The sequence below is a fragment of the Klebsiella sp. H-Nf2 genome (assembly GCF_002806645.1).
Taxonomy (GTDB): Bacteria; Pseudomonadota; Gammaproteobacteria; order Enterobacterales; family Enterobacteriaceae; genus Klebsiella; species Klebsiella variicola.
This window is the reverse complement of the sequence record NZ_PIBL01000007.1, coordinates 1-15,030: the sequence shown is the minus strand read 5'-3', so window position 1 is coordinate 15,030 and position 15,030 is coordinate 1. Positions and strand designations below refer to the sequence as shown.

General features: G+C 61.3%; 13 protein-coding genes. 10 read left to right on the top strand and 3 right to left on the bottom strand.

Features of this window, described 5'->3' with window-relative positions:
* Positions 1-22: 22 nt before the first annotated feature.
* Positions 23-916, top strand: a complete 894-nt coding sequence (locus tag CWM58_RS17240; RefSeq protein WP_100681423.1) for a LysR substrate-binding domain-containing protein — start codon at positions 23-25, stop codon at positions 914-916.
* Here CWM58_RS17240 and CWM58_RS29565 read toward each other — a convergent pair.
* The gene (locus tag CWM58_RS29565) at positions 913-2,169 is read right to left on the bottom strand and encodes a mechanosensitive ion channel family protein (RefSeq protein ID WP_100681422.1); all 1,257 of its coding nucleotides are present in this window, start codon (positions 2,167-2,169) and stop codon (positions 913-915) included. The two genes, CWM58_RS17240 and CWM58_RS29565, sit on opposite strands and share 4 nt — an antisense overlap.
* A 224-nt stretch (positions 2,170-2,393) precedes the next feature.
* Between CWM58_RS29565 and ivy the strand changes: the two genes are divergently transcribed.
* A complete protein-coding gene (gene ivy / locus CWM58_RS17230) occupies positions 2,394-2,840 on the top strand; it encodes an Ivy family C-type lysozyme inhibitor (protein ID WP_008805565.1) in 447 nt (148 codons plus the stop codon).
* A 46-nt stretch (positions 2,841-2,886) separates the two neighbouring features.
* On the opposite strand, the gene betT is transcribed toward ivy, so the two are convergent.
* Positions 2,887-4,920, bottom strand: a complete 2,034-nt coding sequence (betT, locus tag CWM58_RS17225) for a choline BCCT transporter BetT (RefSeq protein WP_022064797.1) — start codon at positions 4,918-4,920, stop codon at positions 2,887-2,889.
* A 128-nt stretch (positions 4,921-5,048) separates the two neighbouring features.
* On the opposite strand from betT, the gene betI reads away from it, so the two are divergent.
* From betI to betA, 3 genes are read left to right on the top strand one after another with little or no spacing between them, the layout of a single operon-like run.
* Positions 5,049-5,636, top strand: a complete 588-nt coding sequence (betI, locus tag CWM58_RS17215; protein WP_082227446.1) for a transcriptional regulator BetI — start codon at positions 5,049-5,051, stop codon at positions 5,634-5,636.
* A 13-nt stretch (positions 5,637-5,649) separates the two neighbouring features.
* Positions 5,650-7,122 (top strand): betaine-aldehyde dehydrogenase, encoded by a 1,473-nt coding sequence (betB, locus tag CWM58_RS17210; RefSeq protein ID WP_012542501.1) that lies wholly within the window; start codon positions 5,650-5,652, stop codon positions 7,120-7,122.
* Positions 7,123-7,135: 13 nt separating this feature from the next.
* Complete coding sequence (gene betA, locus CWM58_RS17205; RefSeq protein WP_100681421.1) at positions 7,136-8,800, top strand: choline dehydrogenase; 1,665 nt, start codon at positions 7,136-7,138, stop codon at positions 8,798-8,800.
* A gap of 120 nt (positions 8,801-8,920) precedes the next feature.
* Here betA and CWM58_RS17200 read toward each other — a convergent pair whose 3' ends face one another.
* Positions 8,921-9,616 (bottom strand): GNAT family N-acetyltransferase, encoded by a 696-nt coding sequence (locus CWM58_RS17200; protein WP_100681420.1) that lies wholly within the window; start codon positions 9,614-9,616, stop codon positions 8,921-8,923.
* A 205-nt stretch (positions 9,617-9,821) separates the two neighbouring features.
* Here CWM58_RS17200 and CWM58_RS17195 point away from each other — a divergent pair, with 205 nt between their 5' ends.
* The 5 genes from CWM58_RS17195 to CWM58_RS17175 all read left to right on the top strand — a co-directional run bounded on the left by CWM58_RS17195 (position 9,822) and on the right by CWM58_RS17175 (position 14,885).
* Positions 9,822-11,390, top strand: a complete 1,569-nt coding sequence (locus CWM58_RS17195) for an ABC transporter substrate-binding protein (protein WP_100681419.1) — start codon at positions 9,822-9,824, stop codon at positions 11,388-11,390.
* Between the two features lie 119 nt (positions 11,391-11,509).
* On the top strand, positions 11,510-12,532 hold the full coding sequence (locus CWM58_RS17190) for an ABC transporter permease (protein WP_100681418.1): 1,023 nt from the start codon (positions 11,510-11,512) through the stop codon (positions 12,530-12,532).
* The gene (locus CWM58_RS17185) at positions 12,532-13,365 is read left to right on the top strand and encodes an ABC transporter permease (protein WP_100681417.1); all 834 of its coding nucleotides are present in this window, start codon (positions 12,532-12,534) and stop codon (positions 13,363-13,365) included. The genes CWM58_RS17190 and CWM58_RS17185 overlap by 1 nt, the downstream gene beginning before the upstream one ends.
* Positions 13,358-14,194: an ABC transporter ATP-binding protein gene (locus tag CWM58_RS17180; protein ID WP_100681416.1), complete on the top strand. Its 837-nt coding sequence runs from the start codon at positions 13,358-13,360 to the stop codon at positions 14,192-14,194. Before CWM58_RS17185 ends, CWM58_RS17180 begins: the two co-directional genes overlap by 8 nt.
* Positions 14,181-14,885, top strand: coding sequence for an ABC transporter ATP-binding protein (locus tag CWM58_RS17175; RefSeq protein ID WP_100681415.1), 705 nt, complete (start codon positions 14,181-14,183; stop codon positions 14,883-14,885). The genes CWM58_RS17180 and CWM58_RS17175 overlap by 14 nt, the downstream gene beginning before the upstream one ends.
* Positions 14,886-15,030 lie beyond the last annotated feature (145 nt).

The window sequence follows — 15,030 nt, the reverse complement described above, 5'->3', positions numbered from 1 at the left end:
ACTCACTGACAGAGAGATCACCATGGCAGATTTCCCCCCTGTCGCCAGCCTGCGCAGCTTTGAGGCGGTGGCGCGCCTCGGCAGCGTGACGCAGGCCGCCCACGAGATGAGCGTGACCCATTCGGCGGTCAGCCAGCATATCAAACAGCTGGAAGCGCTGGTCGGCGTCACACTGTTTATCCGCCACGGCCGCGGGGTGCGCATCACGGAAGAAGGACGGCTCTATGCCCTGCAAATCCGCGAGGCGTTACAGCACATCGCCGACGCCACGCGCATGGTGCAGATCAAACCCCGCACCCTGGAAGTGACCCTGGCGACGCTCCCCTCCTTTGGTTGCCACTGGCTGCTGCCGCGACTGGCGCGCTTTCAGGCGCGGCATCCGCAGATCGCGGTGCGCCTGCTGACCAGCCTGGCGGTGGTTAACCTGCAACAGGAGGGTATCGATCTGGCCATTCGCATGGGGCAAGGCGACTGGGAGGGGATGGAAAGCCGGCATCTGTTTGCCGATGAACAACTGGTGGTGGCCGCGCCGCACTATCGCAGCGGCGACCTGCCGACCACCCCGCAGGCGATCGCCGCCAGCGATATTATTTTTTCCATGGAGTCCTGGCATGCCTGGTGCAGCCAGGCGGGACTGGAAAAGCCGATCGTCCCCGCGGGCCTGCGTCTGAACGACTCCAATCTGGTGCTGGAGGCGGTCCGCCTGGGGGCCGGCGTAGCGCTGGAGCGGCGCTCCCTGGTGGCGGGGGCGATAGCCCGCGGCGAGCTGGTGCAGCTCACCGCCGTCACCGTCCCCTACCCCTGGCACTACTGGTTGAGCCTCTCCCCGCAGGCGGAGAACCGGCCGGAAGTCGCCCGGTTCATCGCCTGGCTGGAGGAGGAGATCGCCCTCTGGCGCCAGCAAATCACTGCTTAGCCTTCAGCCGACGGCGGCAGCCCTGTCCGGGCGGCATGCTCCTGGGAAAGACGCCAGAAATCGTGCCCGGCGGGATACTGATAGAGGCGCAGGGAGAACTGCCCGGCCACCGCGGTAATGTACTCAAATATCGCCGACTGGGTGTTTTCGTAGTCTTTCCACAGCGTTGAGGAGGTGAAGCAGTAAATCTCCAGCGGGATGCCCGACGGCGACGGTTTCAGCGTTCTCGCCACAATGTACATCTCCTTAATAATATCCGGTCGCTCGGCGAGATAGTGCATCAGATAGTGGCGAAACAGGGTCAGGTTGGTCAGCCCGTTATCGACAAACCAGCGGTCGGCCACGCCGCCAGGATCCCTGCCATCAAGCAGCGTGCTCAAAGGCTCACTCACTCCGCGGATGGACAGCATCGAAGCCAGCATCTCCTGGTCGAGAAAACGCACCGAATGCTGATCGATGGCGATACTGCGCATGATCCGCCGCGCCCCGGAGGAGAACATCGCCTGCCAGTTGGTATAGGTCTCGGTGAGGAAATTCTTGGTCGGGATGCGGGAGATGGTATTGTCCCAGTTGCGGATGGTAATGGTGTGCAGCGCGATATCCGTCACCTCACCGCTGAGGTTCTTGTCAGGCATTTCAATCCAGTCCCCCAACTGGAGCACGTCGTTGGACGACAGCTGAACGTTCGCCACCAGCGACAGCAAGGTATGCTGGAACACGATCATCAGCACCGCCGCCACCGCCCCCAGACTGGAGATAATAATGATCGGCGATTTGTTCGACATCACGGCGAGGATCATAATCGCCGCCAGGATGTGGACTAAGATTTTGCCTATCTGGATATAGCCCTTAATGGAATGATTTTTACGTTTGGTCTTTCGCAGATAAGAGCTGTTGACAATATCCAGCATCTCGTTGAAAAACACCGACATAAAAATAAAAAACAAGATCCCGCAGATGGTATTAATCGCCGTCACCAGCGATGCCGGCATCGCTGGCATAAACTGCAGGACGTAATAGACGATAATAACCGGAATGAAATTGGACAGTTTTTCGGCGATGCGTCGATCCTTCTCCAGCGGCACATCCTGTTTGTGGCTACTAAAGAAGACCTTACGCACCACTTTAATCAGCAAGAACTTGCATAAAAGATGGGCAAATATGCCGGAGACCAGCAGCAGAATAAGATTAAACCCCACCGCCAGCGCCGGATTACTCTCAATAAACGTCAGTAGATGATTCACATACGCCATGCTATATCGCCTGAATAACTATGCCATTTCGCTGACTGCTTTATCACAAGGGCATATATTTGGAAAATAAATCAATCCGCATCATGGCATATCGCTTAGCGTAACGTCCATGCGCGCACCGCTCCTAATCATTCACAGAAAATATGTCAGAGTTTGCATTAATCATTCCCTACGCTCACTATAAAGAGGCTTGTTATGAGGACGGAATAAGTCCAGGAGGAAACATGTTTAAAGCGCTTACCGCTATCATCACCTTAGCCGCCTCCGCCAGCGTCATGGCGCAAGGCGATGTCACGTTGAACAGTCTGGCCCACGATGCCGCCACCCGGGCGTCGTTTAACCAGATGGTCAAAGGCCATCAGCTGCCCGCCTGGGTAACCACCGGCGGCACCGGTTCACCGGCGCAGACGGTGAAACTGGGTAGCGAATCCTGGCAGGTGTTAAGCGCCTGCAAACCCCACGACTGCGGCCACGAGCGTATCGCGGTGATCTGGTCCGAGAAAAGCCAACAGATGTCCGGCGTTTACTCGGTGGTCGATGAAAAAACCGACCAGGAGAAGCTGACCTGGCTTAACGTCAGCGATGCCCTGTCCATCGATGGCAAAACCGTGCTGTTTGCCGCCCTCAGCGGCAGCCTCGACAACCATCCGGACGCCTTTAACTACCCGTAACCGCCCGTCGCCCCCGTCAGCCTTTCCCCGACGGGGGCTCCCCTGATTAGCCATCCGGGAACATCACGCTGTTCCCCGGCGCTTCCCGATGCAGATGGATAAAGTTCAGGTGCCGTTCGTACTGGTCGAGAATATCGGTGATCACCTGCTCTTTGCTGTAGTCCATCAGGTCGTTACCCTGACTGCCCTCCAGCAGGAAGGTCTCCAGCCGGTAATAGGTGGATTTCCCGCTGCGCGCCCGATAGGTAAAGCCCGGGACCGAGTACTGCTGCGGCCAGATCTTGTAGATAAAGTTCTGCTCGTCGCCCATGTGCACCAGCAGATCGAGGTGGCCCAGGTTCTCGCCCTCTTCCGGCGGCAGGCTCTTCAGTTCCACTGCGGCGCCGCGCAGCCGCAGCTCCTGGGCTACCTCTTCCATCGCCGGGTAGCACACCGTCTCCATCATCTGTTTGGTATAGCGCGTGCCCGGGTAATTCATCAGCCGCGACAGGCGCTTCTTCCAGCTCAGACGATCCTGGAGGCCCATCGGACGCGGGGCGGTGTCGCGACTGGCGCTGACCCGGCGGTAATCTTCCACTTTCAGGGATTTATACAGTCCGGCCATCACGAAGAAAATCACAAAGCTGAACGGCAGACCCATGATCACCGTGGTGTTCTGCAGCGCCGAGATGCCGTTGGTCATCAGCATCCCGAGGGTCAACAGACCGATGGCCACCGACCAGAAGATGCGCAGCCAGTTCGGGGCGTCGCTGTTGATGTCCTTCAGCTTCGAGGTGAAGTTCCCCAGCACCAGCGCGCCGGAGTCGGCGGAGGTGACGTAGAACAGCAGACCGGTAATGGTCGCCACCGACGCGCTAAAGGTAAACGCCGGGTACTGCGCCAGCAGGCTGTAGAATCCGCGTTCCGGGTGGAGCATCGCCTCCTCGGCAAAGGCCGCGTCGCCGTGAATAATCTCATACAGCGCGCTGTTGCCGAACACCGACAGCCACAGCAGGGTAAAGGTGAACGGAATAATCAGGGTGCCCATCACAAACTGGCGGATGGTGCGTCCGCGCGAAATGCGCGCCAGGAACAGGCCCACAAACGGCGACCAGGCCACCCACCACGCCCAGAAAAAGAGCGTCCAGTTATTCATCCACTCCACAGGGCGGTCGAAGGCGAAGCTGTTCAGCGTCATCCCCATAAAGCGATTGACGTAGTCGCCGACGTTCAGCACTAACGCATTGAGCAGGAAGGAGGTATCGCCCATGAACAGCACGAACAGGATCAGCCCCAGCGCGAGGGCGACGTTCAGCTCGGAGAGCACGCGGATGCCCTTGTCCACCCCGGAGGTGACGGAGATGGTGGCGATGATCACCGACAGCGCAATCAGCGCCGCTTTCGCCGCCAGCGAGTCCGGAATATCGAACAGCACGCTCAGACCGTAGTTGAGCTGCACGACGCCGATACCGAGGGTGGTGGCGATGCCGAAGATGGTGCCGATCACCGCCGCAATATCGACGCTGTGGCCGATGGGCCCATTGATCCGTTTGCCAAAAATCGGGTACAGCGCCGAGCGGATGGTGAGCGGCAAATTATAACGATAGCTAAAGTATCCCAGCGCCATGCCCATCAGGGCATACATTGACCAACCGGTTAAGCCATAGTGAAACAGCGTCCATACCATCGCCTGGCGCGCCGCCTCGATGGTCTGCCCCGCCCCTTCCGGCGGCTGCATATATTGCGTCACCGGCTCGGCGACCGAGAAGAACATCAGGTCGATACCGATCCCGGCGGCAAACAGCATCGCCGCCCAGCTCAGCAGGCTGAACTCGGGCTTTGACTGCTCCGGGCCGAGCTTCACCGAGCCGAAGCGCGAGCAGGCAATGCAGACGACGAAGACGATATACAGCGTCGCCGCCAGCAGATAGTACCAGCCGAAGGTTTTCGACACCCAGTTGAGGGTGCGCCCAATCCACTCGGCAGAAAAATCGCGAAAAAAGATCGTCATCAGGGAAAACAACAAAATCAGTCCGGCCGAGGTATAAAAAACCACCGGATTGATTTTGTCCTTTTCTCTGTTTTGCGAAAGATCTGTCATCCAGTATCCCCACTGTTTTTGTAACTATTAAAATTCAATAACGTAACAATTAAGACACATTTTATATTGAACGTCCAATCAAAAACCGCTTTAATAGTTAACCAACGCTGATGAATGGAGTGGCAAAAATGCCCAAACTGGGGATGCAGCCAATCCGGCGCAGGCAACTGATCGACGCCACGCTGGACGCAATAAATGAAGTCGGAATGCACGACGCGACCATCGCGCAGATCGCCCGACGGGCGGGCGTATCGACGGGGATCATCAGTCACTATTTCAAAGATAAAAATGGTCTGCTGGAGGCGACCATGCGCGACATCACCAGCCAGCTGCGCAACGCGGTGCTCAACCGTCTGCACGCCCTGCCGGACGGCAGCGCCAGCCAGCGCCTGCAGGCGATTGTCGGCGGCAACTTTGATGAGACGCAGATCAGCAGCGCGGCGATGAAGGCCTGGCTGGCCTTCTGGGCCAGCAGCATGCACCAGCCGATGCTTTATCGGTTACAGCAGGTCAGCAGCCGTCGCCTGCTGTCGAACCTGGTGTACGAATTCCGCCGCGAGCTGCCGCGTGAGCAGGCGCAGGAGGCCGGCTACGGGCTGGCGGCGCTGATAGACGGCCTGTGGCTGCGGGCGGCGCTCAGCGGCAAACCGCTGGATAAGACGCTGGCGCAGTCGCTGACCAGCCACTTTATTCGTCAGCATTTACCGAACCCATAACCGAGGAGGCGTTATGTCCCGAATGGCAGAACAGCAGCTTTATATTAATGGTGGTTATACATCGGCCACCAGCGGTCGCACCTTCGAGACCATCAACCCTGCCACTGGCGAGGTGCTGGCGACCGTTCAGGCTGCCGGACGCGAGGATGTCGACCGCGCCGTTGAAAGCGCGCAGCGTGGGCAAAAAATCTGGGCGGCGATGACCGCCATGGAACGCTCGCGCATCCTGCGTCGCGCCGTCGACCTTCTGCGCCAGCGCAACGATGAGCTGGCGCGGCTGGAGACGCTGGATACCGGGAAACCCCTCAGCGAAACCGCCGCCGTCGATATCGTCACCGGCGCCGACGTGCTGGAGTATTACGCTGGCTTGATCCCGGCGCTGGAAGGTAGCCAGATCCCGCTGCGCGACAGTTCCTTCGTCTATACCCGTCGCGAACCGCTGGGGGTGGTAGCCGGGATCGGCGCGTGGAACTACCCGATCCAGATCGCCCTGTGGAAATCGGCGCCAGCGCTGGCCGCCGGCAATGCGATGATTTTCAAACCGAGCGAGGTCACCCCGCTCACCGCCCTCAAGCTGGCGGAAATTTACAGCGAAGCGGGCCTGCCGGACGGGGTGTTTAACGTCCTGCCGGGGATCGGCGCGGAGACCGGCCAGTATCTGACCGAACATCCGGGTATCGCCAAAATCTCCTTCACCGGCGGCGTCGCCAGCGGCAAAAAAGTGATGGCCAACTCCGCGGCCTCGTCGCTGAAAGAGGTCACCATGGAGCTGGGCGGTAAATCGCCGCTGATTATCGCGGACGATGCCGACCTCGACCTCGCCGCCGATATCGCCATGATGGCCAACTTCTACAGCTCCGGTCAGGTGTGCACCAACGGCACCCGGGTGTTTGTCCCGGCGAAACAGAAGGCGGAATTCGAGCACAAGATCCTCGAACGCGTGGGCCGCATCCGCCCCGGCGATCTGTTTGCCGATGACACCAACTTCGGCCCGCTGGTCAGCTTCCCCCATCGCGACAACGTTCTGCGCTATATCGAGAGCGGCAAACGCGAAGGCGCGCGCCTGCTGTGCGGCGGCGAGGCGCTGAAAGGCGACGGTTTCGATAACGGCGCGTGGGTCGCCCCGACGGTGTTTACCGACTGTAGCGACGAGATGACTATCGTGCGCGAAGAGATCTTCGGCCCGGTGATGTCGATCCTCAGCTATACCGACGAAGCGGAGGTCATTCGCCGCGCCAACGCCACCGAATACGGCCTCGCCGCCGGCGTGGTGACGCCCAACCTCAACCGTGCCCACCGTCTTATCCACCAGCTGGAAGCCGGCATCTGCTGGATCAACAGCTGGGGTGAATCCCCGGCGGAGATGCCGGTTGGCGGCTATAAGCACTCCGGCATTGGCCGCGAGAATGGCGTCATGACGCTGCAGAGTTACACCCAGGTGAAGTCCATCCAGGTTGAGATGGGTAAATTCCAGTCCATATTTTAACCGGGAGGTTTTTTTGCAATTTGACTACATCATTATTGGTGCCGGCTCCGCCGGCAATGTTCTGGCAACACGACTGACTGAAGATCCACACACCACCGTCCTGCTGCTGGAAGCCGGCGGCCCGGACTACCGGTTCGATTTCCGCACCCAGATGCCCGCCGCGCTGGCTTACCCGCTGCAGGGCAAGCGCTACAACTGGGCCTACGAGACCGAACCTGAGCCGTACATGAATCACCGCCGCATGGAGTGCGGACGCGGCAAAGGGCTCGGCGGCTCGTCGCTGATCAACGGCATGTGCTACATCCGCGGTAACGCGATGGATCTGGACAACTGGGCCAAAGAGCCGGGTCTGGAGCACTGGAGCTATCTCAACTGCCTGCCCTACTACCGGAAAGCGGAAACCCGCGATATCGGGCCTAACGACTACCACGGCGGCAATGGCCCGGTGAGTGTGACGACGCCGAAGCCGGGTAATAATCCCCTCTTCGAGGCGATGGTCACCGCCGGGGTGCAGGCGGGTTATCCGCGTACCGACGATCTCAACGGCTACCAGCAGGAAGGCTTTGGCCCGATGGACCGCACCGTGACGCCGCAGGGCCGTCGCGCCAGCACCGCCCGCGGCTATCTCGACCAGGTGCGAGGGCGCCCGAACCTGACCATCCGCACCCATGCGCTGACCGATCACATTATTTTTGCCGGCAAGCGCGCAGTGGGCGTCGAGTGGCTGGAGGGAGAAAGCACGATCCCGTCCAAAGCGACGGCCAACAAAGAGGTGCTGCTGTGCGCCGGGGCGATTGCCTCGCCGCAGATCCTGCAGCGCTCCGGCGTGGGTAACCCGGAGCTGCTCAGGCAGTTCGATATCCCGGTGGTGCACGATCTCCCCGGCGTGGGTGAGAACCTGCAGGACCATCTGGAGATGTATTTGCAATATGAATGCAAAGAGCCGGTGTCGCTCTACCCGGCGCTGCAGTGGTGGAACCAGCCGAAGATCGGCGCCGAGTGGCTGTTCGGCGGCACCGGCATCGGCGCCAGCAACCAGTTCGAAGCAGGCGGTTTTATCCGCAGCCGCGCAGAGTTCGCCTGGCCGAACATTCAGTACCACTTCCTGCCGGTGGCGATTAACTACAATGGCTCCAACGCGGTGAAAGAGCACGGCTTCCAGTGCCACGTCGGTTCAATGCGTTCGCCCAGCCGCGGCCACGTGCGCCTGAAGTCGCGCGACCCGCACGCCCATCCGGCGATCCTGTTTAACTATATGTCCCATGAGCAGGACTGGCAGGAGTTCCGCGACGCCATCCGCATTACCCGCGAAATCATGAACCAGCCGGCGCTGGATAAGTATCGCGGCCGCGAAATCAGTCCGGGAACAGAATGCCAGAGCGATGCCGAGCTGGATGAGTTTGTGCGCAACCACGCCGAGACCGCGTTCCACCCGTGCGGGACCTGTAAGATGGGTTACGACGAGATGGCGGTGGTCGATGGCGAGGGCCGCGTCCACGGTCTGGAAGGCGTGCGGGTGGTCGATGCCTCGATTATGCCGCAGATCATCACCGGCAACCTCAACGCCACCACCATTATGATCGGCGAGAAGATGGCTGACGCTATCCGTGGCCGCCAGCCGCTACCGCGCAGCACCGCGACGTATTATGTCGCTGGCGACGCGCCGGTTCGCCGTTAACGGGTCAATGCCGGGCGGCGGCTACGCCTTGCCCGGCCTACCCTGAGGCAATGTAACGTAGCCCCGGTAAGCGCAGCGCGACCGGGGTGCCGTTCCGGGGTTTGACCACATAGGTTGATGTTAGCGAAATGCCTCCAGGCGTTTGATCTGCTGCCCGTCGGCAGTAAAGTTCTCCGCCGCCAGCCATGCCCGCAGCGCCGTATCGCGCGCAGGCCACTCGCCGTCGATGATGGACAGCATATCGCTGTCGCGCGTCCGCCCTTTACGCACCAGCCTCTGCCGCAGACGTCCTTCCCAGCTAAAGCCCAGCCGCTCGGCGGCCCGGCGCGAGGCGACATTCATCGAATCGCATTTCCACTCCAGCCGACGGTAGCCATGGTCAAAGCCGTTCTTCAGCAACAACCAGACCGCTTCGGTACCCAGCGGGGTGTTTTTCATCCGTCGCGACCAGGTGACATGGCCGATCTCAACCGTGCCCATTTCCCGCTCGATCGCCAGATAGCTGACGATGCCCACCGCCTGCTCGCTACGCAGGTCAACCACCGCATACGGCACCAGAGCATCTTCATTCACCTTGCCCGCGATCCAGCGCGCGGTCGCCGCCACGCTCTCCGGCCGCGTAGACGCCAGCCACGTCCAGTCGCTGTTATCGCCGAGCGCATAGGCGGCAAACAGATCCGCCGCATGACGGTCAACGTCCAGCGGCTCCAGTCGGCAAAAACGGCCATTTAACGCCGTCCGCCGCAGGACTTGCGCCCCCTGCCAGCCAGGAACAAGGTCGTTCACCTGCTGGCCAAACTCATTGATTTCCGGCACACCCACCTCCTTGCAATAGACAATTTGTTATAGCAAGAAGCCAGAAGCGGAGAAAGGCGCTTCTGCGCGACCGGCAATAACCTGTCGTTCTTGAATATGCGTTTTTAGCATAAGGATATCCTTATTTTGACTTTACGCCTTTTGGCAAGCGGCCTAACGTAGCGAGGCATAAAAAATTAAAACAACCATTTTTCAGGGATTGCACATGACCAAAAAACTGTTGCCTTTAATGGTACTGACGGCGCTCACCGCCGCCGCGCATGCCGCTACGCCGCCCAACACGCTGGTGGTCGCCCAGGGTCTCGACGATATCGTCAGCCTCGACCCGGCGGAAGCGAACGAACTCTCCAGCATTCAGACGGTCCCCAGCCTCTATCAGCGTCTGGTGCAGCCGGACCGCAACAACCCTGAAAAAATCGTACCGATCCTCGCCGAAAGCTGGCAGGCCGATCCGGCGGCGAAAACCCTGACCATCAAACTGAAGCCGGATGCCACATTCGCCTCCGGTAATCCGCTGCGCCCGGAAGATGTGATTTTCTCATACACCCGTGCGGTGACGCTGAATAAATCGCCGGCGTTTATTCTCAACGTGCTCGGCTGGCAGCCGGACAACATCGCCAGCCAGCTGAAAAAGATTGATGACCATACCCTGACGCTGCACTGGACCGCCGACGTCAGCCCGGCGGTGGCGCTGAATATTCTCTCCACCCCTATCGCCTCCATCGTCGATGAAAAACAGGTGGCGCCGAACGCGAAAAATAATGACTTCGGCAACGACTGGCTGAAGATGCACTCGGCGGGCAGTGGGGCCTATAAAATGCGCGTCTACCAGCCGCATCAGGCCATCGTGCTGGAAGCCAACGCCAGCTCCCCCACCGGCGCGCCGAAGATCAAGAGCATCATTATTAAAAACGTCCCCGACCCGGCTTCCCGCCGCCTGCTGATCCAGCAGGGGGATGCCGACGTGGCGCGCGATCTCGGCGCTGACCAGATTGCCGCCCTGCAGGATAAACCCGGCGTGAAGGTGCTGAGCATCCCATCCGCCGAGCAGAACTATCTGGTGTTTAATACCGCCAACAGCGCCAACCCGCTGCTCAATAACCCGGCTTTCTGGGAGGCGGCGCGCTGGCTGGTCGATTATGAGGGCATCACCAAAAATCTGCTGAAAGGCCAGTACTTTATTCACCAAAGCTTCCTGCCGGCCGGCCTGCCGGGGGCGCTGGAGACCAATCCGTTCACCTTCGACCCGCAAAAAGCTAAGGCTATCCTCGATAAAGCGGGTATTAAGGATGCCCACTTCACCCTCGACGTGGAGAACAAACCGCCGTTTATCACCATCGCCCAGTCGCTGCAGGCCAGCTTTGCCCAGGGCGGGGTGAAAGTGGATCTACTGCCGGCCGCCGGCAGCCAGGTCTATGCCCGGGTACGCGCGAAACAGCATCAGGCGGCGATCCGCCTGTGGATCCCGGACTACTTTGATGCCCACTCTAACGCCAGCGCTTTTGCCTGGAACGATGGTAAATCCAGCACCGTGGCCGGGCTCAACGGCTGGCAGATCCCTGAGCTGAATAAAGCCACCCTCGCCGCGGTGGCGGAGCCGGACCCGGCGAAGCGCCTAGACCTGTACAAAACGATGCAGGAATCCCTGCTGCAGCATTCGCCGTACGTCTTTATTGACCAGGGGAAAACCCAGATCGTGGTGCGTGATAACGTGAAGGGCTATCAGCAGGGGCTGAACGCCGATATGGTCTGGTACGATAACGTCACCAAGTAAGCGGTTTTTGTCACCGGGTACGGCGGCCTCACCTGCCCGGATGACCGACTCCTCACCCAGGCCCGGTCGGCGTCGCGCCGCCGGGCACCATGCTGATATACCAGGAATTTCCATTTTCCATGCCATCGTTTTCCACTCACCTTACCCGCCTGCTGCAGGGGCTGTTGACGCTGCTGCTCACGCTGTTCGGGCTGTTGCTGGTCACCTTCTCGCTCTCCGCGCTGTCGCCCGTCGATCGCGTACTGCAGATCGTCGGCGACCATGCCAGCCAGTCGACCTATGACCAGGTTCGCCATCAGCTCGGTCTCGACCAGCCGCTGCCGGTGCAGTTCTGGCACTATCTGGTCAACCTGGCCCATGGCGATCTCGGTATCGCCAGCGCCACCGGCCAGCCGGTGCTCCACGATCTGCTGGCGGTCTTCCCGGCGACCCTTGAGCTGGCGACCCTGGCGCTGATCGTCGGCGCAGTACTGGGCATTGTCGCCGGGGTGCTGTGCGCGCGTTACGCCGGTTCGCCGTGGGATCTGACGGTGCGCACCTTTACCCTGTTGGGCAACTCGGTGCCGATATTCTGGCTCGGCCTGCTGATGCTGGCCCTGTTCTACGCCCGGCTGCAGTGGGCGCCGGGCCCGGGTCGCCTCGACGATATTTATCAGTACACCGTCGAGCCGCGCAGCGGTTTTGCGCTGATCGACACCTGGCTCTCCGGCGATACCGCGGCGTTTAAAAATGCGATCGGCCATCTGGCGCTGCCGGTGCTGGTGCTGGCCTATTACTCGCTGGCGAGCATCACCCGCCTGACCCGCTCCGCCTGCCTGAGCGAGATGAACAAAGAGTACATTCTGCTGGCGCGGGCCAAAGGGGCCGGAGAGATGACGATTTTGCTGCGCCACGTTCTGCCCAATATCCGCGGCACCCTGCTGACGGTGACCGCCCTCGCCTGGACCTCAATGCTCGAAGGGGCGGTGCTCACCGAAACCGTCTTCTCGTGGCCGGGGATCGGCCGCTATCTCACCACCGCGCTGTTCGCCGGGGATACCACGGCGATCATGGGCGGCACGCTGCTGATTGGCGTGAGTTTTGTGCTGATCAATAACCTGACCGACCTGCTGGTGCGGTTAACCGATCCGAGGGTGCGCTGATGCCGACTTATCTGTTTTTACGCCGTCTGCGCCGCTCACCCGCCGCCTTCAGCGGCCTGACCCTGGTGATCCTGCTGGTACTGACCGCGCTGTTCGCCCCGTGGCTGGCTCCGCACGATCCCAACTGGCAGGATGCCGCCGCCCGCCTGCAGGGGCCGGGTGCGGGGCACTGGCTCGGCACCGACAGCTACGGACGCGACCTGCTGTCGCGCCTGCTGTACGGCACCCGCCCGGCGCTGGGTCTGGTGGCGCTGGTGACCGCCATTACCCTGCCCGTCGGGCTGCTGGTGGGTATCCTCTCCGGTTACTATGGCGGGTGGCTGGAGCGGATACTGATGCGGTTTACTGACGTGGTGATGTCGATGCCGCGCCTGATCCTCGCTTTCGCGTTCGTGGCGATGCTCGGCCCGGGGCTGGTCAACGGCGCGCTGGCGTTAGCCCTGACCACCTGGCCGGCCTACGCCCGTCAGGCGCGCAGCGAAATTCAGCGCCTGCGCCATAGCGACTACCTCGCCGCGGCGGAGATGCTGGGCATCCGCGGCTGGCGGCTACTGATTGGGCATATTCTGCCGCTGTGTCTGCCGTCGGCGATTGTCCGGCTGGCGCTCGATCTGGCGGGCATTATCCTCGCCGCCGCCGGGCTCGGCTTTCTCGGCCTTGGCGCCCGCCCGCCGATGGCGGAGTGGGGAGCGATGATTGCTGACGGGATGCAGGTGATTTTCGACCAGTGGTGGATCGCTGCCATCCCCGGCGCGGCGATCCTGCTCGCCAGCCTGGCGTTTAACCTGCTGGGCGATGGCCTGCGCGATATTATGGAGCCGCAACATGACTGACATCCGACTGGCCGTGCAGGGACTCGCCGTCGACTACCCCACCGCCCGGGTGGTGGACAACGTCAGCTTCACCCTCGGCAACGAGCGGCTGGCGCTGGTGGGCGAATCCGGCTCCGGCAAATCGATGACCGCCCGGGCGCTGATGGGCCTGGTGCGCAAGCCCGGGGTGGTGAGCGCCGAACGGCTGGAGGTGCTGGGGCGCGATGTGCTAACCCTCAGCGCCCGCGGCTGGCGCGCGCTGCGCGGCAACGATATCGCTATGGTGCTGCAGGATCCGCGCTATGCGCTAAATCCTGTGCAGTCCATTCAGACGCAGCTGGAAGAGGCGTTAACCCTGCATCAGCGTCTCAGCCGCCGCGCGCGCACCGAGGCGGTTAAAGACGCCATCGCCGCCGTCGGTCTGGATCTGCCGGTGCTCAGCCGCTATCCCGGCGAGCTCTCCGGCGGGATGGGGCAGCGGGTAATGATCGCCCTCGCGCTGCTCAATAACCCGAAAGTGCTGATTGCCGACGAGCCGACCTCGGCCCTCGACGCCCGCCTGCGTAACCAGATCCTCGAGCTGCTGGTGGAGCAGTGCGCGCAGCGGCAGATGGCCATGTTACTGATCAGCCACGATCTGCCGCTGGTGGCCGCGCATTGCGATCGCGTGCTGGTGATGTACCAGGGGAGACAGGTCGATGAGATGCCGGCGCGGGCGCTGCCGAGCGCGACGCACCCTTATACCCGCACCCTGTGGACCTGCCGGCCGAATGCGCACACTTACGGCCAGATGCTGCCGACCCTCGACAGAACCCAGGACTTTACGGAGACGGCCCATGGCGATCGTTAATCTTCAGGATTTGCAGGTAACTTTCGGCGCGAAGACGGCGGTCTCCGCCGCCAGTTTCTGTGTCGACACTGGGGAAACCTTCAGCCTGATCGGCGCCTCCGGCTGCGGCAAATCGACGATTTTGCGCGTGCTCGCCGGATTACAGCGCGAATGGCGCGGCAGCGTGGAACTGCTGGGCCAGGGCATCGCGCCGGGCGCCCGCTTTCAGGGCGCGCTGCGGCGCAACGTGCAGATGGTGTTTCAGGATCCGTACGCCTCGCTGCATCCCAACCATACTCTGTGGCGCACCCTGGCGGAGCCGCTGCAGATCCACGGCATCCGCGACGTTGCCCCCCGAGTGACCACCGCCCTTGAGCAGGTGGGTCTGGCCGCCGACGCCGTGCGCCGCTATCCACATCAGCTCTCTGGCGGGCAACGGCAGCGCGTAGCCATTGCCCGTGCCCTGCTGCTGCGCCCGCAGATCCTGCTGCTGGATGAGCCGACCTCGGCGCTGGATATGTCGGTGCAGGCGGAAATTCTCAATCTGCTTAACCGCCTGAAACAGGAGCACGGCATGACCTATCTGCTGGTCAGCCACGATGCCGACGTCATCGCCCATATGTCCGATCGGGCGGCGTTTATGGCGGAGGGCGTGATCCAGCGCTTTTTCGATCGCGAAGCGCTGGTCAACGGAGAACACCGGATGAGGTGAGGTCAGCGGATGCGCCGTTGTTTTGTCGGGTGGCGCTTCGCTTACCCGACCTACGATTCGTGCGACCTGCCGTTAATTTACCCACTTGCGGCGACTGAAACTGCCGGTTTTCCCCCTCTCCCTGTGGGAGAGGGCCGGGGTGAGG